The organism is Lolliginicoccus suaedae (genome assembly GCF_008312885.1).
In the GTDB taxonomy this organism is placed as follows: domain Bacteria; phylum Actinomycetota; class Actinomycetes; order Mycobacteriales; family Mycobacteriaceae; genus Lolliginicoccus; species Lolliginicoccus suaedae.
Genome location: NZ_VSSO01000002.1, coordinates 669,191 through 689,198, shown reverse-complemented (window position 1 = coordinate 689,198; position 20,008 = coordinate 669,191). Strand labels below are relative to the sequence as shown.

General features: G+C 69.0%; 20 protein-coding genes. 10 read left to right on the top strand and 10 right to left on the bottom strand.

Annotation, left to right across the window (positions count from 1 at the left end; genetic code table 11):
• Window positions 1-28 precede the first annotated feature (28 nt).
• Together FXO18_RS08800 and FXO18_RS08795 are read right to left on the bottom strand one after the other, a co-directional pair.
• Window positions 29-580: an RBBP9/YdeN family alpha/beta hydrolase gene (locus FXO18_RS08800; RefSeq protein ID WP_187774259.1), complete on the bottom strand. Its 552-nt coding sequence runs from the start codon at window positions 578-580 to the stop codon at window positions 29-31.
• Between the two features lie 26 nt (window positions 581-606).
• Complete coding sequence (locus FXO18_RS08795; RefSeq protein WP_149360675.1) at window positions 607-1,056, bottom strand: NUDIX hydrolase; 450 nt, start codon at window positions 1,054-1,056, stop codon at window positions 607-609.
• Between the two features lie 249 nt (window positions 1,057-1,305).
• Here FXO18_RS08795 and FXO18_RS08790 point away from each other — a divergent pair, with 249 nt between their 5' ends.
• Window positions 1,306-1,503: a hypothetical protein gene (locus tag FXO18_RS08790; protein ID WP_149360674.1), complete on the top strand. Its 198-nt coding sequence runs from the start codon at window positions 1,306-1,308 to the stop codon at window positions 1,501-1,503.
• A gap of 141 nt (window positions 1,504-1,644) precedes the next feature.
• Here the strand turns inward: FXO18_RS08790 and FXO18_RS08785 are convergent, their stop codons facing one another.
• The gene (locus FXO18_RS08785) at window positions 1,645-3,117 is read right to left on the bottom strand and encodes an MFS transporter (protein WP_149360673.1); all 1,473 of its coding nucleotides are present in this window, start codon (window positions 3,115-3,117) and stop codon (window positions 1,645-1,647) included.
• A gap of 147 nt (window positions 3,118-3,264) precedes the next feature.
• On the opposite strand from FXO18_RS08785, the gene FXO18_RS08780 reads away from it, so the two are divergent.
• A complete protein-coding gene (locus tag FXO18_RS08780) occupies window positions 3,265-3,963 on the top strand; it encodes a TetR/AcrR family transcriptional regulator (protein WP_149360672.1) in 699 nt (232 codons plus the stop codon).
• 3 nt (window positions 3,964-3,966) lie between these two features.
• Here FXO18_RS08780 and FXO18_RS08775 read toward each other — a convergent pair whose 3' ends face one another.
• Entirely contained in the window at window positions 3,967-5,463 is a 1,497-nt protein-coding gene (locus FXO18_RS08775; protein ID WP_149360671.1) for a glutamate--cysteine ligase family protein, read from the bottom strand.
• Between the two features lie 128 nt (window positions 5,464-5,591).
• On the opposite strand from FXO18_RS08775, the gene FXO18_RS08770 reads away from it, so the two are divergent.
• On the top strand, window positions 5,592-6,050 hold the full coding sequence (locus FXO18_RS08770) for a peroxiredoxin (RefSeq protein ID WP_187774258.1): 459 nt from the start codon (window positions 5,592-5,594) through the stop codon (window positions 6,048-6,050).
• 211 nt (window positions 6,051-6,261) lie between these two features.
• Here the strand turns inward: FXO18_RS08770 and FXO18_RS08765 are convergent, their stop codons facing one another.
• The 4 genes from FXO18_RS08765 to FXO18_RS08750 are packed head-to-tail and all read right to left on the bottom strand — an operon-like array spanning window position 6,262 to window position 10,761.
• Window positions 6,262-8,064 carry an AMP-dependent synthetase/ligase gene (locus tag FXO18_RS08765; RefSeq protein WP_149360669.1) on the bottom strand — a complete coding sequence of 601 codons (1,803 nt, stop codon included), beginning with the start codon at window positions 8,062-8,064 and terminating at the stop codon, window positions 6,262-6,264.
• 12 nt (window positions 8,065-8,076) lie between these two features.
• Window positions 8,077-8,751: a hypothetical protein gene (locus FXO18_RS08760; protein ID WP_149360668.1), complete on the bottom strand. Its 675-nt coding sequence runs from the start codon at window positions 8,749-8,751 to the stop codon at window positions 8,077-8,079.
• A 22-nt stretch (window positions 8,752-8,773) separates the two neighbouring features.
• The gene (locus tag FXO18_RS08755; RefSeq protein ID WP_149360667.1) at window positions 8,774-9,598 is read right to left on the bottom strand and encodes an SDR family NAD(P)-dependent oxidoreductase; all 825 of its coding nucleotides are present in this window, start codon (window positions 9,596-9,598) and stop codon (window positions 8,774-8,776) included.
• A gap of 32 nt (window positions 9,599-9,630) precedes the next feature.
• On the bottom strand, window positions 9,631-10,761 hold the full coding sequence (locus FXO18_RS08750; protein WP_235900539.1) for an SDR family NAD(P)-dependent oxidoreductase: 1,131 nt from the start codon (window positions 10,759-10,761) through the stop codon (window positions 9,631-9,633).
• Between the two features lie 301 nt (window positions 10,762-11,062).
• Here FXO18_RS08750 and FXO18_RS08745 point away from each other — a divergent pair, with 301 nt between their 5' ends.
• The 3 genes from FXO18_RS08745 to FXO18_RS08735 all read left to right on the top strand — a co-directional run bounded on the left by FXO18_RS08745 (window position 11,063) and on the right by FXO18_RS08735 (window position 13,647).
• Window positions 11,063-11,671: a TetR/AcrR family transcriptional regulator gene (locus tag FXO18_RS08745; RefSeq protein WP_187774257.1), complete on the top strand. Its 609-nt coding sequence runs from the start codon at window positions 11,063-11,065 to the stop codon at window positions 11,669-11,671.
• A 210-nt stretch (window positions 11,672-11,881) separates the two neighbouring features.
• Window positions 11,882-12,418, top strand: a complete 537-nt coding sequence (locus FXO18_RS08740) for an RrF2 family transcriptional regulator (RefSeq protein WP_149360664.1) — start codon at window positions 11,882-11,884, stop codon at window positions 12,416-12,418.
• A gap of 5 nt (window positions 12,419-12,423) precedes the next feature.
• Window positions 12,424-13,647 carry a globin domain-containing protein gene (locus tag FXO18_RS08735; protein WP_149360663.1) on the top strand — a complete coding sequence of 408 codons (1,224 nt, stop codon included), beginning with the start codon at window positions 12,424-12,426 and terminating at the stop codon, window positions 13,645-13,647.
• 64 nt (window positions 13,648-13,711) lie between these two features.
• On the opposite strand, the gene FXO18_RS08730 is transcribed toward FXO18_RS08735, so the two are convergent.
• Window positions 13,712-14,494: a hypothetical protein gene (locus FXO18_RS08730; protein WP_149360662.1), complete on the bottom strand. Its 783-nt coding sequence runs from the start codon at window positions 14,492-14,494 to the stop codon at window positions 13,712-13,714.
• 331 nt (window positions 14,495-14,825) lie between these two features.
• Here FXO18_RS08730 and bluB point away from each other — a divergent pair, with 331 nt between their 5' ends.
• A complete protein-coding gene (bluB, locus tag FXO18_RS08725; protein ID WP_149360661.1) occupies window positions 14,826-15,485 on the top strand; it encodes a 5,6-dimethylbenzimidazole synthase in 660 nt (219 codons plus the stop codon).
• A 130-nt stretch (window positions 15,486-15,615) separates the two neighbouring features.
• Here the strand turns inward: bluB and FXO18_RS08720 are convergent, their stop codons facing one another.
• Complete coding sequence (locus tag FXO18_RS08720) at window positions 15,616-17,184, bottom strand: multicopper oxidase family protein (protein ID WP_149360660.1); 1,569 nt, start codon at window positions 17,182-17,184, stop codon at window positions 15,616-15,618.
• A 144-nt stretch (window positions 17,185-17,328) separates the two neighbouring features.
• On the opposite strand from FXO18_RS08720, the gene FXO18_RS08715 reads away from it, so the two are divergent.
• The 3 genes from FXO18_RS08715 (at window position 17,329) to FXO18_RS08705 (ending at window position 19,972) form a co-directional block, all read left to right on the top strand.
• A complete protein-coding gene (locus FXO18_RS08715; protein ID WP_149360659.1) occupies window positions 17,329-17,703 on the top strand; it encodes a hypothetical protein in 375 nt (124 codons plus the stop codon).
• A gap of 111 nt (window positions 17,704-17,814) precedes the next feature.
• The gene (locus FXO18_RS08710; RefSeq protein ID WP_149360658.1) at window positions 17,815-18,546 is read left to right on the top strand and encodes a flavodoxin family protein; all 732 of its coding nucleotides are present in this window, start codon (window positions 17,815-17,817) and stop codon (window positions 18,544-18,546) included.
• 31 nt (window positions 18,547-18,577) lie between these two features.
• Entirely contained in the window at window positions 18,578-19,972 is a 1,395-nt protein-coding gene (locus FXO18_RS08705) for a dihydrolipoyl dehydrogenase family protein (protein WP_235900570.1), read from the top strand.
• The last annotated feature ends 36 nt before the right edge of the window (window positions 19,973-20,008 follow it).

Here is a 20,008-nt window from a genome sequence, read left to right as displayed (position 1 = left end):
TGTAGCGACGCAGAGGGGCTGGGGCAACCTAGCTCCGAGAAGCTGTGGCCGCGAGAACCTCGGTCAGGGCCTCGGGCAGCGTGTCGTCCAGGAAATGACCTCCACCGGAGACCGTGATGTCCCGCGCCCCGAGGATCTTCGCGAGCTGCACGGACAGCTCCGGTGGAACGATCGCATCGTTGTCCGAATGGATGACGGCAGCGTGGCGGATCCGCGAACCGAGCGTGGACGCATCCACGCGGTGCCCGATGAACGCATCGAGCTCGGGCAGGTCGGGCAGCTTCTCCAGGAACCCGGCGACCAGCACGAGGCCGCCGAGGCTCCACCTGCCTTCCACGTTGCCGAGATAGCGCAGCAGTGACAAGCACCCCAGGCTGTGCCCGATGAGCACAGTGTCGTCATCGACGGGACCGATGGTCCGCGCGAGCGCCGCGTCCCATGCACCACGTTCCGGCTCGTCCGGGCTCGGAAGGACCACTCGATGCACCTCGTGGCCACGGTCCGCGAGCTCGTCATCGAGCCAGGGGAACCAATGCTTGCCGGTATGGGCGCTGTAGCCATGCACGATGATCGCGCGCACGTGTACTCCTCGCTGCCCCGGGTTTGCTAGGGACGGACCTGGCCGATGCTCAGGGGCCTCCGGAGCTCGGGGAGGATCTTGTCCGCGAGCAAGGGCGCCAGCGGAAGGCCGGAATGGTTGCTGGAGAGGTCGAGCCAGTGAATCTCGGCGATCTCGCCACTCGGCTCGACCAGGCGATGGCCATGCGGTGCGGCCAGCGATGCCGCGTCGGTGACGTAGACGGTGGCATCCACGCGCCGGCCCTGCTCGTTGGCGGCGGGCGCGGTCCATCGGCCCAGGAACCTCAGCGATGTGGTGCCTAGCTCGACGGAGATCTCCTCGCGGCACTCGCGGATCGCCGCGGCGTGGATGGACTCGCCCGGCTCGGGCTTGCCTCCAGGCAGCATGAACCGCTGCGTCCCCGCTTTGCGGACGAGCAGGATGCGCTTCCCCTCGTGGAGGATGCACACCGCTGCCACGGTGATCGGTTGAGTCACGTTCGGGTCCCTGTCGTGATGTGTGCACTCGAGGAGTCGCGCCGAGGTCAGGACGCCACCGCTCAGGCTACCGCTCGCTGGTCAGAAGGTGCTGCGTCGTAGCGCGAAGTGCGATCAACGCAACAGACAACGCTGTGGTCACAGTCGGCTAACCAGTGCAAGCCAAGTCATGCACGGAGCCACCGCATCATTCAAGATCGTGTTGGCACTATTCAAGCTGCTCTCATTCCCAAACGCGCTAGGAGCCCCATGCGTCCCCGGACTGCGAACCGGATCACCCGCGTCGCGCTGCTTGTCGCGGTCCTGAACCTAGGACTCGCCGGCACGGTCGCCTACGCGCTCGACGCCGAGGCAATCACCTCGAGCACCACCAGGGTCGTCGATGTGGAACCCGCGGGCTCCCACGGCACCGGAGCCACATGCTCGGTGGTGCCGTTCGAGCAGTAGCGGGGGGAGGCGCCTGGTCGCGGTCGGACGCCGCTGCTGATGGCTTGGCCACCGGGGCCCGCGCGCTGGTAGTGGAAACTTTTCCCGCTGTGAGCGGGAAAAGTTTCCACTAGCCGAGCCGCCGCCTGGTCCAGAAGCGGTTCAGTGCGCGGCGACGGGCACGCCCTGCTGCGCGGGCAGCTGGCCGGGCCGGAACAGCGTGACGGCGACGATGGCACCGAGGACGAAGATCCCGGCGCCCCAGGCGAAGGCTGTCGTGTAGCTCTCCATGGCGGCCTGGAGCGGGCCGCCGGTGCCACCGGCGGCGAGGTAGTCCGATGCCGCGGTCGCTGCGATGGTGCTGAGCAGCGCGGTACCGATGGAGCCACCCACCTGCTGCATGGTGTTCATGGTGGCGGAGGCGATTCCCGCGTCAGCAGGGGCGACGCCGGACACGGCGGACTGGATGGAGGAGGCGAAGATCGCGCCCATGCCGAGGCCCATGACCACCAGCGACGGGAGGATGTGCGCGAGGTAGCTGCTCCCGATCTCGATCTGGGTGAGCCAGGCGAGGCCGAGGGCGCCGAGCGCCATGCCGGTGGTGACGAGGGGGCGCGGTCCGTGCTTGGGCAGCAGGACGGCATTGATGACGATCGAGGAGACCATGATCATCATCACCATCGGGAGGAAGGCGAACCCGGTCTGGATGGGCGAGTACCCGACGGTGACCTGCAGGTAGTAGGTGAGGAAGAGGAACACCGCGAACATTCCGCTGCCGGCGAGGAGCATCGACAGGAACGCGGCCCCACGGGTGCGGTCGAGGATGATCTTCAGCGGGAGCAGAGGATGCTCGACCCGGCTCTGGAGGTACACGAAGGCCACGAGCAGCACGATGCCGACGGTGATCCAGGCGAGGGTGGAGGTGGCGGTCCAGCCGTTGTGCTCGGCGCTGGAGAACCCGAAGACGATGGCGAACAGCGCGACGGAGCCGACGACGGTGCCGGGGATGTCCAGGCGTGGCCGGTTGGTGGACCGCTGGGGGTCGAGCAGGATGGCCGCGCCGATCAGGGCAATGCCGGCGAAGAACACGTTGACCAGCAGCGTCCAGCGCCAGTCGGCCCATTCGGTGAGCACGCCGCCGAGCAGGAGCCCGACGCCTGCTCCGGAACCGGCGATGGCGCCGAAGATGCCGAATGCCTTGGCGCGTTCCTTGGGGTCGGTGAAGGTGGTGGTGAGCAGGGCAAGGGCGGTGGGGGCGAGCAGCGCGCCGAAGATGCCTTGCCCGGCGCGGGCGGCGACGAGGATCTCGAAGCTGGGGGCGAGCCCACCGACGGCGGAGGCGGCGGCGAAGCCAGCGAGGCCGGTGAGGAAGGTGATGCGGCGCCCGAAGAGGTCGGAGAGGCGGCCGCCGAGGAGGAGCAGGCTGCCGAAGGTGAGGGCGTAGGCGATGATGACCCATTGCCGGTCGGAGTCGGTGAACCCGAGGTCTGCCTGGGCGGCAGGGAGGGCGATGTTCACGATGGTGGCGTCGAGCACCACCATCAGCTGGGCGATGCCGAGGACGGCGAGGACGAGCCAGCGACGGTCGCGCTGGGTGCCGGCGCCTGGGCTCTCGAGGGGCGTGGTGGTGGTCATGGGTCGGCTCTGCTTCCGTGCGGGGGCGCGTGATGGAGGGGCGGCTTTGCGAGATCTTTACTAAGTGGAGTTACCATCTCCGCTTTACACAACTTATGATGGTAAGCGGAGATTCCCCCTCCGAATAGATCCGTGAGGTGAATCACAATGACCGAGGCCACCCCGCCCCCCACGACGAGCGCCCCATTGCGCGCCGACGCCGAGCGCAACCGGCAACGCATCATCGAGTCCGCGCGCGAGCTCTACGCCACCCAGGGGCTCGCCATCACCCTCGATGAAGTGGCCCGCGCTGCCGGAGTCGGCGTCGGCACCGTCTACCGGAGGTTCGCCAACAAGCACGAGCTCATCGAGGCACTGTTCGAGCTCAGCCTCACCAATCTCGCCGAGGCGGCCGAGCGCGCGCTCGGCGACCCCGATCCCTGGAGTGGATACACGCACCTTGCCGAGCACGCCTGCCAGCGCCTCGCCGTCGACCGGGGCCTCTCCGAAGTGGTCATCGGCCGCGAGAACGACCGCGAGGGCATCTCCCGCGCTGCGGACCGCATGCGTTCATCATTCGCCGCGGTGTTCGACCGCGCGCACGACGCTGGCGCGCTGCGGCCCGACGCCACCCTCTCCGACCTCTTCGCCACCATCCACATGGTGGCCAACTTCGCGGCTTTCTCCGGCCCCGTCGCGCCCGATGCGTGGCGCCGCTACCTCGTGCTGTTCCTCGACAGCCTGCGCGGCGACCGCGAGCACCTGCCCCTGACCGTCGCCAGCCTCACCCCCGAGCAGGTCAGCGAGGCCAAGCAGATCCTGCAGCAGCGGCACGCGCCACCAGCATGCCCACCGCTAGCGCCCTGAGTGCTACCACGGCCAGGTGTGCACCGGATCGCCTGCCCGCATCAGCTCCGCGTACTCGGCCAGCATGCGGGGCAATGCCTCCTGACGCGTCATCCCGGATTTCTCGAGCCGCGCCACCATCCGGCGCTGCCACCCCGCGCCATTGCGCCGCTGCAAGCAACGTTCCTCGATGATCGACAAGTACCGGTCGCGCACCTCCGCTGCCACGCCATAATCGGAGAGCCCCTGCTCCGCGAGCGGCAGCAACCAGCGCAGCGCCAGCTCATCGGGCCCCACCTCCCCGCACGACGGCCAGTACAGCCGCGCATCCATGCCGTGCCGGGCTGCCTTCTCCAGGTTGGTCCGTGCCGCATCGAACGACATCTGCGTCCACGCGGGCCGGTCCGCATGGGCCAGGGCATGCACGACCCCGTAGTAGAAGGCGGCGTTGGCCATCGTGTCGATCACCGTCGGCCCGCCCGGCAGCACGCGATTCTCCACCCGGATCTGCGGCGTCCCCTCCACCACCGCATACACCGGCCGGTTCCACCGATAGATGGTGCCGTTGTGCATCGACAGCTCAGCGAGCGACGGCGTCTCCCCCGCTTCCAGCCGCGCGAGCGGAGCCTCGTCGGTGGCCTCGGGCAGCAGCGCCGGGAAGTAGCGGGCGTTCTCGTCGAACAGATCGAAGATGGAGGTGATCCACCGCTCCCCGAACCACACCCGGGGCCGCACGCCCTGGTTCTTCAGCTCCAGCGAGCGCGTATCGATGGCCTGCTCGAAGACTGGTATCCGGCTCTCGTGCCACAGCGCCGTCTGAGCGAGGAACGGCGAGTTCGCGCCCAGCGCCACCTGCACGCCCGCCACGCATTGCGCGGCGTTCCAGTACGCCGCGAACATGTCCGGATCCACCGCGAGGTGCAGCTGCACCGAGGTGCACGCGGCCTCGGGCAGCACCGAGGTGCAATCGATGCGCAGCCGCTCGGCACCACCGTCGAGACCGTTGCCACTGATGTCGATCTCGATGTCCTCGCCGCGTGCCGCGAAGATCTGCTCGTTGAGCAGCGCATAGCGCGGATTGTCGGTGATCCAGGCAGCATCGAAATGCTCGGTGCGCAGCGTCGGCAGCATCCCGGTGAGCACCACGCGGGCGCCATTGCGCGAGGCCATGTCGTCGGCATGCTCCAGCGACCGGCGCAGCCCCAGCTCCACCTCGCGGATCGACTCTCCCGCTAGCGGAGCGGGCGCGACATTCAGCTCGATGTTGAACCGGCCCAGCTCGGTCTGGTAGTCGTTGTCCGCGATCGCGGCGAGCACCTCGTCGTTCGCCTTCGCCGGTTCCATCGCGTCATCGACGAGGTTGAGCTCGACCTCCATGCCCAGCAGCGGCACGGCCCGATGGCTGTCGAACGCGCCATCGTGGAGCATCCGCTCCAGCGCCTCGGTGCACTCATGCACCTTCCGGCGGAACACGCGACGATCCTCATGGGTGAACCGGATCGCCGTGACCTCCGTGCCCATCGCCGCCGCCTTTCCTCGGGGACCGGTGATACCGACGATAGTGGCCGAGCGCCCGTTGCATGGCCATACTGGTCCAGGCATTCGCGCTCGCGCTGAACTCCACGGCCAACGGCGGTAATCTCAGCCGTGTGAACACAGGAGACAAAGCCCCCGACTTCGCCCTGCCCGACCAGTTCGGCACTGTCCGCTCCCTCGACGAGCTCCTCGCCGACGGCCCCATCGTGCTGTTCTTCTACCCGGCCGCGAACACCCCCGTCTGCACCGCCGAGGCGTGCCACTTCCGCGACCTCTCCGCCGACTTCGCCGCCGCCGGAGCATCCCGGGTGGGCATCAGCACCGACGACATGCAGACCCAGGCCGGCTTCGCCTCCGCCCAGGAGATCGACTACCCGCTGCTCTCCGACGCCGACAGCGCCGTCGCCGCGCGGTTCGGCGTCAAGCGCGGCCTGCTAGGCAAGCTCGCGCCCGTCAAGCGCAAGACGTTCGTCATCGACACCGATCGCACGATCCTCGGTGTCATCTCCAGCGAGTTCAAGGCCAACGCCCACGCCGACGAGGCCCTCCAGGTCCTCGCCCGCCGCTCCTGAACCCCGTGGATGGGGCGCTACCAGCACCACATGGTGACGCCCCATCCACGGCGGTCGGCAGGCGTTCGAGCTGGACTTGGCCGCTGCATCCAGGCGCAACACCCAGGATCTGCTAGCCAATGTCACGTTTCCACAGCCGTGTCGCGGCGTGTCGGGTGACATTGACCAGCAGATTCGAGCCCGTGAGCAGAGGCCGCCAGAGCCAGCCCCCTCACCTTCCGTAGAGCGCCTCGATGTCAGCGGCGTGCTCCTTGGCGACGATGGCGCGCTTGAGCTTCATCGACGGGGTGAGCTGCCCGTCCTCAACGGTCCAGTCGAGCGGCACGATGCGGTACGCGCGCACGGACTCGGCCTTGGAGACGGCCTTGTTGCCCTCCGCGATAGCGCTGTCGATCTCGGCGCGCAGCTCGGCGTCCTCGATCAGGCCAGCGATATCGGAAGTCTTGCCCCGGGCCAGAGCCCACGGCTCGAGGGCCTCGGCGTCGAGCGTGATGAGCGCGCCGACGAAGGGCTCGTTGTCACCGACCACCATGACCTGGCTGATCAGCGGATGGGCGCGGATGCGGTCCTCGATGACGGCGGGCGCGACGTTCTTGCCGCCGGCGGTGACGATGAGCTCCTTCTTCCGCCCGGTGATGGCGAGGTAGCCGTCCTCGTCGAGGGTGCCGATGTCGCCGGTGTGGAACCAGCCATCCGCGTCGAGCGCCTCGGCGGTGGCGGCGTCATTGTTCCAGTAGCCGCCGAACACCATCGGGCCGCGCGCTAGGACCTCGCCGTCCTCGGCGATGCGGATGGTGGTGCCGGGGACGGGCTGCCCCACGGTTCCCATGCGGGGCGCCGCAGGCGGGTTGACGGTGATCGCAGCGGTGGTCTCGGTGAGCCCGTAGCCCTCGAGGACGGTGAGCCCGATGCCGCGGTAGAAGTGCCCGAGCCGCGCGCCGAGGGGCGATCCGCCGGAGATGGCGTGGGTGGCCTGCCCGCCGAGGGTGGCGCGGAGCTTGCGGTAGACGAGCACGTCGTAGAGCTTGTGGCGGGCGCGCAGCGGCCAGGTGATGCGGCCGTCATCGATGGCCTCGCTGTAGGCGATAGCGGTGGCCGTGGCGCGGGCGAAGATGGTGCCCTTGCCCGCCGCGTCGGCCTTGCGGGCGGCGCCGTTGTAGACCTTCTCGAAGACGCGCGGGACAGCGAGGATGAACGTGGGCTGGAACGCGGCGAGATCATCGAGGAGCGTCTTGATATCGGACGAGTGGCCGAGCACCACTCCGGCGTGGACGCAACCGAGCTGGATGACGCGGGCGAAGACATGCGCGAGCGGCAGGAAGAGCAGGGTGGCGCTGCCGGGACGGTCGAACACGTCGGCGAGCTGCGCGGTGACGTTGGTGACCTCGCCGAGGAAATGTCCGTGGGTGAGCGCGCAGCCCTTGGGCCGACCGGTGGTGCCGGAGGTGTAGATGAGGGTGGCGGTGGTGGTGGCGCTCAGTCCCGCGCGGCGCAGCGCGACGGTGTCGTCCGCGAGGCCGGTGCCGAGATCGCGGAGCACTGCGAGCGGCCGGGCCGGCTCGGTGGCCGGGCCCTCGATCTGCCACACGTCGCAGGCGTTGCTATCCAGGACGGTGGCGACGGTGAGTGCCAGAGCGGGTGTCTCAGCGATGCAGGCTACGGCACCGGAGTCGGAGAGGATCCACTGGATCTGCTCGGCCGACGACGTCTCGTAGATCGGAACGGTGATCGCCCCGGCGCTCCAGATCGCGAAGTCGCACAGGGTCCACTCGTAGCGAGTGCGGGACAGCAGCGCCACGCGATCCCCAGGCAGGATGCCACTGGCGATGAGCCCCTTGGCGAGATCGTCGACCTCGCGCAGGAACCCGGCGGCGGTCACATCGATCCAGTCGCCCTCGGCCTGTCGCTGGAACGCGATGCGCGTGGGGTCGGTGATGGCATTGCGCACGATCATGTCGGTGAGGCTGTCGCCGGGCTCGACGTGCTGCGCTGGGGGGACGGTCATCTCGCGCATGGGGTGGGACTCCTAGGAGGTGGTGATGAGGGATCGGATGGCGGCGCGGCGCTCCGCGCTGGTGGGGTTTCGGTCGAAGCGCAGGGACCTGATCGCTTCCACCTCGCGAAGGAAGCGGGGCAGGGACCCCTGTGCCCCGGCACTGATGCTGAGGTGGGTGGAAGCGGGCAGCGCGGCACGGGCCTGAGTGTCGAGCTCGAGCAGTTCCGAGGTCCAGGGCGTGGCGGCCGGCAGCAGGATCGCGACGGGCACGGCGATGCGCGACAGGTCGACGCAGTGATCGCCGAGGTGCGCGTGCCCTGGGTGCTGGCTTCCGGGCAGTGCCGCGTCCTCGGGGGTGGCGGCGAGCACAGTGATCGAGGCGATGGGCAGGTGCGGGAACTCCGCCGCGCACAGCAGCGCCCGCAGCCCGGCCGAGTCGCGGCCGACGAGGTGCACGGGCGCGCCGTCCGCGTCGCGGCTGGCCGAGAGGATGGCGTGCGGCAGGAGCTCGTGGACCCAGCGGCGGGTGCTGGGCTGGCGGAATGGCCAGGGCTGGCGGCGGGCCTGGACTCTTGAGACCGCGTGGCCCGGCACGGCGAGCCGGGGCTCCTGCGGGGCTGCGGCGATCTGGAGGACGGGAGCGGTGGGCTGGTCGGTGATGCGGGGCCGCAGCGATTGGATGGGGCGCGGGGCGAGGATGGTCATGGTGTTCTCCTGGCGGGGTTGGTCAGCGACGGCCGACGAAGTCGTCCATGGTCTTGTGGATGCCGAGCACGCGGCCGGCGAGGAAGTCGCGGACCGGGGTAGGAACGATGCCCTTGACGACCTCGCTGAGCACGACCGCGCGCGGCAGGATCACGAACGGCGAGCCCGACTTGGAGTGCTTCCACGCCTGGTCAACGACATGCTGGGGGTCGAGGATCGGCAGCAGCGGGGCGGGGCGAGCGCCGTCGAACATGCCGGTGCTGATGTAGTACGGGCACACCGTGGTGACCTTGATGTGCCGGTGCCCGGCCTGCTCGAGCTCGAGGCGCACCGAGTCCGACCAGCCGACCGCGGCCCATTTGGATCCGCAGTAGGCGGCCATGCGGGGGTTCGCGGTGAGCCCGGCCGCGGAGGCGACGTTGATGACGCGGCATTCCTCGGTGGTCGCGACCATGCCCGGCAGGAACTCGCGGGTGATGAGCATTGGTGCGACCGCGTTGATGGCCATGGTGAGGGTGGTATCGGCGGCGCTGGGGGTCTCCCAGAAGTAGGAGTTGCCGCGCACGATGCCGGCGTTGTTGATGAGGATGTGGACGGTGCCGATCTCGTCGCGCACCTGTTGCGCGGCGGCCGCGATGGCGTCCGCGTCGGAGACATCCACGACCTGGGCGTGGACGGTGGCACCGAGCTCGCGCAGTTCCCGGGCAGTCTTTGCGAGCGCGGGCTCGTTGATGTCCCAGAGGACGAGGGTGGCGGCGCCCTCGACCACGGCGCGGTGGGCGTGGAGGGCACCCATGCCCATTGCTGCGCCAGTGATCAGGACAGTCTTGCCGTTGATGTTCTTCATGGAGCTGTGGTCCTTCGTGTTGTGGTGGGTGTTCACCAGTGGATGCCGGGCAGCAGCCGCATCATGGCGGTGGCAGTGCCCGAGAGCGGCTGGGTGCGGGCGAGGCGTGAGGCGCGGGCGAGCAGCAGGGTGCGGCGGGAGAGGCCGGGGCCGGTGCTCTTGGTGTTCTCGCCCTGGGGCTTCTCGCCGGGGGTGTGCTCCCCTTGCGCGGCCAGGGAGTCGGGGAACGCCTTGTAGGCCTGGTGCAGGATGCGGTCGGTGAGCTTGGGCGCGAGGGCGTGCATGAGCTCGCCGAACGTTCCGACGGGCGTGCCGATCTCGACGGGACGCTTGACGACCGCGCGGACCACGAGGCTGGCTGCCTCGTCGGGGCTGAGCGTGGGGAACGCGTCGTACATGGTGGTGGGCGCGATCATCGGGGTGCGCACGAGCGGCATGTGGATGGTGGTGAAGGTGACGCCGCTACCGAGGGTCTCGGTGGCGACGACATCGCTGAACGCGTCGAGCGCGGCCTTCGAGGCGACGTAGGCGGAGAAGCGGGGTGCGCTGGTCTGCACGCCGATCGAGGAGATGTTGACGATGTGGCCGAACGCGTTGGCCTTCATGTGTGGCAGCAGGCCGAGGATGAGGCGGATCGCGGCGAAGTAGTTGAGCGACATGGTGCGCTCGAAGTCGTGGAACCGGTCGTGGGAGAGCGCGACCGACCGGCGGATGGAGCGGCCAGCATTGTTGACGAGCATGTCGATGGTGCCGTGGTCATGGACGATCTGGTCGATGAGCCGGTCCACGGCATCGCCGTCGGTGATGTCGCACGGGTAGGCGAAAGCCGTGCCGCCGTCGGTCTCGATGCTCTGCTTGACCTCGAGAAGCTTGTCGAGGCTGCGGGCGACGAGGAGCACGGTGCCGCCGTTCGCAGCGATCTGGTGCGCGGCCGCAGCGCCGATGCCGGAGGACGCGCCGGTGATGACGATGCGGCGATCATTCAGCGGCTTCGTGGTGCTGGGGCGGCGCGAGCGCAGGGTGCTGCTCATTGCCGCGGCGGCCTGGCGGGGTGCGCGGGCTACCGGTGCGAAGGCGTCGCGGGCCGGGGTGGCGAGGGTTTGCACGAGCAGGTCGGCGGGCTGGGTGAAGGCGAGGAAGGTGGCGGGGGCGAGGGTGGCCATGGGATTGCTCCTTGGTCGGGATTCTGGATTCGGGGCGGTGTGCTTCCGGGTTCCCGGCATCCGGCCGGAGGGCGTGGTGGGCCTGGTCCGGGGATGGCGAGCGACGGCGGCGTCGAGGAAGAAGTCGGTGGTACTACTCCGTACCAGCTGTGCACCAGTATGGTACGGCACAGTACCGCTTGACAAGTGGTGTTTGTCACACCCCATCGACGCAGGTGGCGCGGCTCGCGCGGCAGGCGCTCCCCAGCGCCGCGCCACGAGTACGATCACCTACCGCAGGAACCGAGCCACGAGGAGCGCCATGAGCACCACCCCGCCCGTCGAGAGCGCGACCAGTCCAGCGCGCGCACGCATGCTCGACGCGCTGGCCGGCTCCGTGGCCGACAAGGGATTCAGCGCCACCACCATCACCGATGTTGTTGGCCGCGCGCACGTCTCGCGCCGCACCTTCTACGAGCACTTCACCGACAAGGAGGACTGCCTGCTCGCGTGCCACCACGCGTTCAGCGCGGCCCTCGCCCAGAAGCTGTCCGACGCCTCGCAGCGCGGCACCACGTCGACGGAACGCATCACCGGAACCGTCGCGGCCCTGCTCGCTGCCCTCCAGCAACACCCCGCGGAGGCCCGCGTCTACTTCGTCGAGATGGCCGCCGCCGGGGACCGCCCCCGCCAGGCCCGCCGCGAGACCCAGCACATGCTCGCCACCCTGCTCCAGGAGCTCGCGCTGCGCGGCAGCCAGCGCAACCCCGCCATGACCGCGATCACGCACGAGATGGCACTCGCCCTCGTCGGCGCCATCAGCGAGCTCATCCTCGACGCCTCCGAGCGCGATGCCCTCGACCAGCTAGGCGGCCTCGCCCCCACCATCGAGTCGCTGATCACCGCGGTGCTACTCGGCAACCGGGACTAGACGCTGGCGGCAGCGCTCAAGCCAGGAGGTCCGTCGGCGCCAGTGGAAACTTTTCCCGCCTGGTGCGGGAAAAGTTTCCACTCACGCCGGGTAGCGCGGCTGCGCCGATCGCGACCAGGCGAGAGTGGTCGAGCACTGCACCAAACCAGTGGCGAGCACCACAACGCTCTTTAATTTACATTTCAGATGCAAGTTATCTAGGCTGTTGCCATGCAGCTCACGCAGTTCACCGACCTCGGATTGCGGATCGTCATGCGCCTCGCCGTCGCTCCCCCAGCACAGGGCGCTCCAGCACGCGGCACCCCAGCACAGGCCACAGCCTCCAGCGCCCCTAGCCACCCAAGCACGCGCGTGGTGGCCGCAGACATGAACATCTCCTACGCCCACGCCACGAAGGTCGTGGCACGGCTCAGCGAGCTCGGCGTCGTCGCGGCCCAGCGCGGACGCGGTGGCGGATTGATGATCACCGATCTTGGGCGCGAGGCACGCATCGGCTGGCTGGCCCGCAAGCTCGAGGGCGACGGCGAGGTCGTCACGTGCGAGGGCGACAAGCCGTGCCCGCTGCGCCACGGCTGCCAGCTCCGCCGCGCCCTGCGCGATGCCCAGGAAGCGTTCTACGCCGCGCTCGATGCCCACACCGTCGGCGATCTCGCCTTGCCCCCCGCCCGCGCGATCCTGCTCTCCCTCAGCAGGCGCCCCACCGAGCCCGTCAACACCGGGACCTATCCGCTCCAGCAGGAAGGCTGAACCCCATGCTCTCCACCGCCTCTCGCGAGACGATCCGCGCCACCCTCCCCGTCGTCGGAGCCCACCTCGACGCCATCACCACCACGTTCTACCGGCGCATGTTCGCCGCCCGCCCCGAGCTCGAGCGCGACCTGTTCAACCGCGGCAACCAGCATCAGGGCGAGCAGCAGAAAGCCCTCGCCGGTGCCGTCGCAGCATTCGCCTCGCTCCAGCTCGATCCGGACCCCGAGCGCGTGGCACTGATCCTCTCGCGCATCGCCCACAAGCACGCCTCCCTCGGCGTCACGGCGGAGCAGTACTGGATCGTCCACGAGCACCTGTTCGCAGCGATCGTGGAGATCCTCGGCGAGGCCGTCACCCCCGAGGTCGCGAGCGCCTGGGACGAGGTCTATTGGCTGATGGCGCACACCCTCATCGATCTCGAGAATGGCCTCTACGCCCGGTCCGGGGTGCAGCCCGGCGAGGTGTGGCGCACCGTGCGCGTGGCGCGGCGCGAGCTCCAGTCCGCCGATGCCGTGACCTTCACCCTCACTGCCCTGCCCGGCGAGGAGCTGCCCCGCTTCGCCCCGGGCCAGTACATCTCCGTCGGTGCCCACCTGCCCGATGGCGCCCGCCAGATCCGCCAGTACAGCCTGTGCGGCAGCCCCAGCGACGAGACGTGGCGCATCACTATCAAGCGAGTGCCCGCGAGCATCGGACCCGATGGCAGCACGCGCCCGGCCGGGGAGGTCTCCAACCACCTGTACAATACCGTTTTCGAGGGCGACGAGCTCTCTGTCACGACGCCGTTCGGGGATCTCGAGCTGATCGACGATGGGTCCCCCGTCCTGCTCGCGTCCGCCGGGATCGGCTGCACGCCCATGCTCGGCATGCTCCACCACCTCGCCAGTTCCCCGGAGCGGGAGCGCGAGGTTGCCATCGTGCATGCGGATCGCTCGCTGGCCGACCACGCCCACCGCCGGGAGCTCGAGGAGGTCGCGCGCAGCATTCCTGGCTCGACGCTGCATCGCTGGTACGAGACCATCACCGACGAGCACGCGGTGCCTGCTCTGGTGCGCGCGGGCCGGGCCGATATCGCGGAACTGCCCGTCAGGGAGGGCACGCGCGCCTATCTGTGCGGGCCACTGCCGTTCATGATGTCACTGCGCGAGGGGCTGATCGCGCGTGGTGTTCCCGCCTCGCGCATCCACTACGAGGTGTTCGGCCCCGACAGCTGGTCCGCGCGCTGATCCACTGAATTGCAAGGGGGCCCGACCGTGGTGCTGGTCGGGCCCCTCGCCTGGTGTGGATGGATCAGGCGTCGTCGCCCTCGGCGGTCACGCTTGCCTCGGCGTCAGCGTCGGCATCAACGTCTGCATCGGCAGCGGCTTCCGCAGCAGCCTTCGCGGCCTCGATGATGGTCTGCACCTGCTCCGGGGTGAGGTTGCCACCGGCGGCCTCGACCTCGGCAGCGGCGGTGACGGCGGCCTCTTCCTCGGGTGCGATCGCGTCGTCGGCTGATTCCTCAGCGGCAGCCTCTTCAGCGGGGGCTTCCTCGGCGGGAGCCTCGTCCTCGACAGCAGGCTCCTCGGCCGGGGTGGTGACCTCAGGCTCCTCGGCAGGGGCCTCGTCCTCGGGTGCGTCTTCCTCCGGGACGGGGAGCGGGAGGACCTCGACGGAAGTGAGGTCGAGGGTGCGCTCGCCCTGCACGCCCGAGATGCGGATCTCGGTGAACTCGCTGTCCTCGCCCTCCTCGGCCTCGGTCGCGTCGTCGAGCACGATCACGACTGGGGCGGAGAAGACGGTGCCCTCGGCGCAGGTGGGCTGGCAGTTGTTGATCTGCTCGACGCCGGTGCCGACGGCCACGTTGTCGTTCCACACCAGCCAGGTGATGAAGTTGACGGCGTTGTTCGCGTCGGCCGGGGTGATGATGATGGACTCGGGCTCCACCTGGCTGTTGCCCTGCGGATCGACGATCACTGCGGGAACGACCTCGGGCGAGTTCGCGATGACGGCGGCCTGTGCTGCGCCTGCCGTTCCGAGTGCCAGCGCGGCGGTGCCCGCTGTGATTCCGGCGGCGAATCGACGAGCGTTCATTGGGATCTCCCTTCGGCCCGCCCGAGCGGGGCGGGGGTGTTGCTGGGCTGTTCTGCGTGGTGGTTCCGGCCAGGTTGACCTGCCGTGTGAAACCAGTGTTGCACTGTTGCTGGTGTTAACTACTGTGATCTCAGGCACGACCCTGAGCTGGTAAAACCCGATCAACCCTCTACCTGCACTTTAGATTGAGGCATGAGTGCCGGATGTGCGCCAGGACACCACGCATCAAGCCCGAAACGTGATCAACCCGCTACGAAACCGACACTCCGGGAGCAGCATTCGCGCGTGCCCAGCCGGACGCCTCTCGCCCCGCGCATGATCGAATATCCCCATGCCCGCTCCCCTCCCCCTGTACGAGACCATCGCCGCCCGCCGTGACGTCCGCGCCGAGTTCACCGGCGAGACCATCGACGAGGCGGTGCTAGCCCGCATCCTCGAGGCTGGTCATCGCGCGCCCAGCGTGGGCAACACGCAGCCGTGGGACTTCGTGGTCATCCAGGACCAGGCGCGGCTCGATGCGTTCGCGCAGCATGTGGCGGAGCGGCGGGACGCGTTCGCCGAGGGGCTGGACGCGGAGCGCCGGTCGGTGTTCGACCGCATCAAGATCGAGGGCATCCGGGAGAGCGGCACCGGGATCGTGGTCACCTATGACCCCGCCCGCGGTGGCGCGCACGTGCTCGGCAGGCACACCGTCGAGGACACTGGCTTGTTCTCGGCGGTGCTGGCGATCCAGAACATCTGGCTGGCGGCCACCGCGGAGGGCCTGGGCCTGGGCTGGGTGTCGTTCTACGAGGAGGATTTCCTCGCACGGTTCGTCGGGGCCACTCCCCCGGTGCGGCCGATAGCGTGGCTCTGCGTGGGGCCGGTGACGCACCTGCATGAGGTCCCGGACCTTGAGCGGCACGGGTGGCGCTCGCGGCGGCCACTGTCGAGCGCGATCCATCGGGAACGCCTGGGGCAGAGCGGGGACGCTCCCGCCTCGGGTGGCTAGAGCGCGTCACGCGGCCACGTTGTGTGCGGTTCTGCACCCTCGCACCACTGCAGAAGGGTGCAAAAGGTAACACGTCCGAGATCGGGGCGCCGACCGCGCGCAGCAGCTGAGCCCCCTAGACGAACAGCACCTAGACGACGGTGAAGTTGGCCATCATGGCCATGTCCTCATGCTCGAGGTTGTGGCAGTGCATGACGTAGCGCCCGCGGTACCCGTCGAACCTGGTGATCACCTCGAGGGTCTCGAGCGGACCGAGATCGACGGTGTCCTTCCAGCCGATATCGCCGGGCCGGGTGGGCCCGCCGTTGCGGCTGAGCACCTGGAACGCGACGAGGTGCATGTGCACGGGATGGGCGGCGACGCCGGTGAAGCGCCAGATCTCGACGTCGCCGAACCGGGGGCTGGCCCAGTCTCGCTCGGTGTCGAAGGTGAGCCCGTTGATGGTCCAGCGGTGCGGGAGGAACCCGGTGGGCCGGGGCGGGCCGCCGTGCTGGTGGCCGGCGCCGAGCTCGAGGGCGAGGAAGAAGTCGCGGGTGCGCACGGCGTCCTCGCGGCGCAGCGCGGGCACGGTGCTCAGCCGGTCGGGGATGTGCGTCTCGTCCTTCATGCGGCGCACCACGTGGAACTGCATCACCGCGTCGGTGCTGCCGAAGCCGAAGGTGTTGCGGATGGTGACGCGGCTGCCATCGGGGTAGGCGCTGAAGTCGAGGATCGTGTCGATGCGCTCGCCGGGGGCGATGGTGATGACGCGGCGGCGGACGGGACGCTCGAGAAGACCGCCGTCGCTGCCGATCTGGATGAGCTCGCCTCCGGTGTCGAGCTCGAGGCGGTAGGCGCGGGCGTTGGAGGCGTTGATCCAGCGGAGCCGGTAGCGGCCGGCGGAAACCTCATGCACGGGCCACGGGGCACCGTTGACGAGGATGGTGTCGCCGAGCACCCCGGCGAGGTAGAGCGGGTGCACGCCGGGGTAGGCCTGGTCGGGGGCGAGCGCGGGGTACGCGAACTGGGCGTCGGCGTCGAAGGAGCGGTCAGCGAGGACGAGCTCGAGGTCGCGGTCGGCCTCGGGCAGGGGGTGGGCGCGCTCCTCGTCGTCACTGATGATGCAGGCCCCGGCGAGCCCGGCGTAGACGTTGGGGCCGGTGAAGTCCATCGCGTGATCGTGGTACCAGAGGGTAGCGGCGCGCTGGTCCATGGGATAGATGTAGTCGCGCTCGCCGACGGTGGTGTGGCCGGGCATCGCGAGGCCGGACTCGATGGACTTCGGCGTGCGCCCGGATGCGGGGAGCAGCAGGTCGGTGGGGTATCCGTCCTGCTCGGGTGGCATGCGTCCGCCGTGGAGGTGCATGACGGTGGCGATGTCGAGCTCGTTGCGCACGCGCACCGAGACGGGCTGGCCGCGGCGGGCCCGGATGGTGGGCCCGGGGAAGGTGCCGTCGTAGCCGGTGATGCGGGTGCGGGTCCCTGGGATGATCTCCTGCTCGGCGATGCGCTGCACGAACGACACGCTGCCACCGGTGCGCTGCGCGGGGCGCGGCAGCGGGACGACGAAGCGGGGCGGCAGTGGCCGGTCGCTGCGCACGAGCGCGGGCAGCTGGTTCGCCGCCTCCGAGGCTCCCCGGCTGCTGAGCACGCTCAGGCCTGTTGCCGCGCCGATGACGAGCGCTCCGCCGCCGAGCCTCAGGAGTTGACGCCTGTTCACCGCTGGGTTTCCTGTTCTGCCACGGGATGCCGGATGCTTCCCCAGGATCGCACACCACCGAGCGGTACCACGGCAGGGCGCGGTCGGGCTTCTCGTGCCGGGTTCTCCTGCGCCGGCGGCGTGGTCTCGGGAAGAATGGGCGCGGTGAGAACACTGATGACCTCGCCCCGCTCGGTGATCGCCGGAGTGGCTGCCGCGTTCCTGCTCGCCTCCTGCTCGTCCGGGTCCTCCAGCCCGGAGGCCGACGCGACGTACAACGAGGTCTGCACGGAGGTGAGCGCCTACTTGAAGCAGATCGAGGAGATGCACCAGGAGCTCGACATGGGCGAGGTGGATCGCCGCGCCGAGGCGGAGGAGTTCGTGCGGTTCGCGCGGGAGGACTTCTCCGACATGATGGACGCCGTGGCCGAGGACGCCGGGCTCGACGGCCACGAGATCCCGACGTGGGAGGAGATGTCCGGGGATGAGCGCGAAGCGTTCGAGCGGGCCGCCATCGACGCCGCGGAAGGCCGCTGCTAGCTGGGTCCGGGCCAGGCTTTGGCAGGTGGGTGACAATGATCCCGCGGAGGCCACTGGGCGGTGCGATGCTGGCGGCCGATAGCGCGATCCGATCGATCCGAGGAGCGTTTCATGGCAGACCAGAACCGCACGAGGCCGCCCGCCGACTACAGCGACCTGCGGGCATTGTTCATCAACTGCACGTTGAAGCCGTCGCCGCAGAAGAGCCACACGCAGGGCTTGATCGACATCAGCGCCGGGATCATGCGCAAGCAGGGCGTGGCTGTGGAGCAGTTCCGGTCGGTGGATCATGTGATCCCGCCGGGCGTGTACCCGGACATGACGGAGCACGGCTGGTCGACTGATGAGTGGCCGGAGCTGTTCGAGAAGGTGAAAGCCGCGCACATCCTCGTGCTGGCGGGCCCGATCTGGCTGGGTGACAACAGCTCCGAGATGAAGAAGATCCATGAGCGGCTCTACGCGTGCTCGGGGCTGCTCAACGATGCTGGCCAGTACCTCTACTACGGACGCGTCGGTGGGTGCTTGATCACCGGCAACGAGGACGGCGCGAAGCATTGCGCGATGAATACCTTGTACTCGTTGCAGCATGTGGGGTATGCGATCCCGCCGCAGGCGGATGCCGCGTGGGTGGGCGAGGCCGGACCGGGCCCGTCGTATCTCGATGAGGGCTCGGGCGGCCCGGAGAACGACTTCACCAACAAGAACACGACGTTCATGACGTGGAACTTGCTGCATTTCGCCCGGATGCTGACCGATCAGGGCGGGGTTCCCGCCCATGGCAACCAGCGCACCGAGTGGGATGCGGGCTGCCGCTTCGATTTCGAGAACCCCGAGTATCGCTGATCGGCATGATCGGCAAGGAGAGGTGCTTGTGATGGCCGAGGACAACACCGTGAACGACTCGATGAGCAATCGCGAGGCGGATGTGATCGTGCTGGGCATGGGCCCCGGCGGCGAGTCGGTCGCAGGAACCCTTGCCGAGGCCGGCCTCGATGTGGTGGGCATCGACGAGCGGCTCGTGGGCGGCGAATGCCCCTACTACGGGTGCATACCGAGCAAGATGCTCATCCGGGCTGCCAATGCGCTGTCCGAGGCGCGGCGAGTGAACGATCTCGCTGGCTCGAGCAGCGTGGAGCCGGACCTCGGACCGGTGGCCCTGCGGATCCGCGAGGAAGCGACGGACTACTGGGACGACCGGGTCGCGGTCGAGCGGTTCGAGAGCAAGGGCGGGCGTTTCATCCGCGGCACAGGCACGCTCGTGGGGAAGGATGCGGTGCAGGTCGGAGGCGTGCCGCTGACCGCGCGCAAGGGCATCGTCATCGCGACGGGAACCGCGCCGGCGGTGCCGCCGATCCCGGGGCTCGCGGAAACACCGTTCTGGACGAATCGTGACATCTTCGCGGTGGAGGAGCCGCCCCGTTCCCTCGCGATCCTCGGCGGGGGCGCTATCGGGGTCGAGCTCGCTCAGGCATTCGCGCGCTTCCGCTCGGAGGTGACGGTGATCGAGGCCGCGGATCGCATCCTGGCCGCGGATGAGCCGGAGGCTGCCCGCATCGTCGCGGAGGCCCTCGAGCGTGATGGCGTGACGATCCATGCCGGCGCCCCCGCCGAGCAGGTGTCGCATGATGGCTCGGTCTTCACCATCAGGCTCCCCGATCGGGTGGTCACGGCGGAGCGGTTGCTCGTGTCGGCCGGGCGCACGACGCGGCTCGATGAGCTCGGGGCGGCCTGCATCGGCGTCGATCCGCAGTCACGGTTCTTGCCAACGGATGGGACGCTGCGCGTGACCGAGGGCGTGTGGGCGCTCGGTGATGTCACCGGCAAGGGCGCGTTCACCCACATGTCGATGTACCAGGCCGGCATCGTCGTGCAGGACATCCTGGGACAGGAGCCACGGGCGGCGGAGTATCACGCGGTGCCGCGGGTGACGTTCACCGATCCCGAGTCTGGGGCGGTGGGACTGACCGAGCAGCAGGCCCGGGAGCAGGGCCTGCGTGTCCGGGTGGGCGTGGCGCGGGTGCCGTCGACGGCGCGGGGCTGGATCCACAAGTCCGGCAACGAGGGCGTCATCAAGCTGATCGAGGACGCGGACGCCGGGGTGCTGGTGGGAGCCACATCCGTCGGACCGCATGGCGGCGAGGTGCTGGGCGCGCTCTCGGTGGCGGTGCATGCCCGGGTGCCCGTGGCCGCGCTGCGGGGGATGATCTGGGCGTATCCGACGTTCCACCGGGGCATCGAGGATGCACTGCGGCATCTGCGCGACGAGTGATGACAACCGTTGCGCCCGCACGGTAGGTTAGGTTTA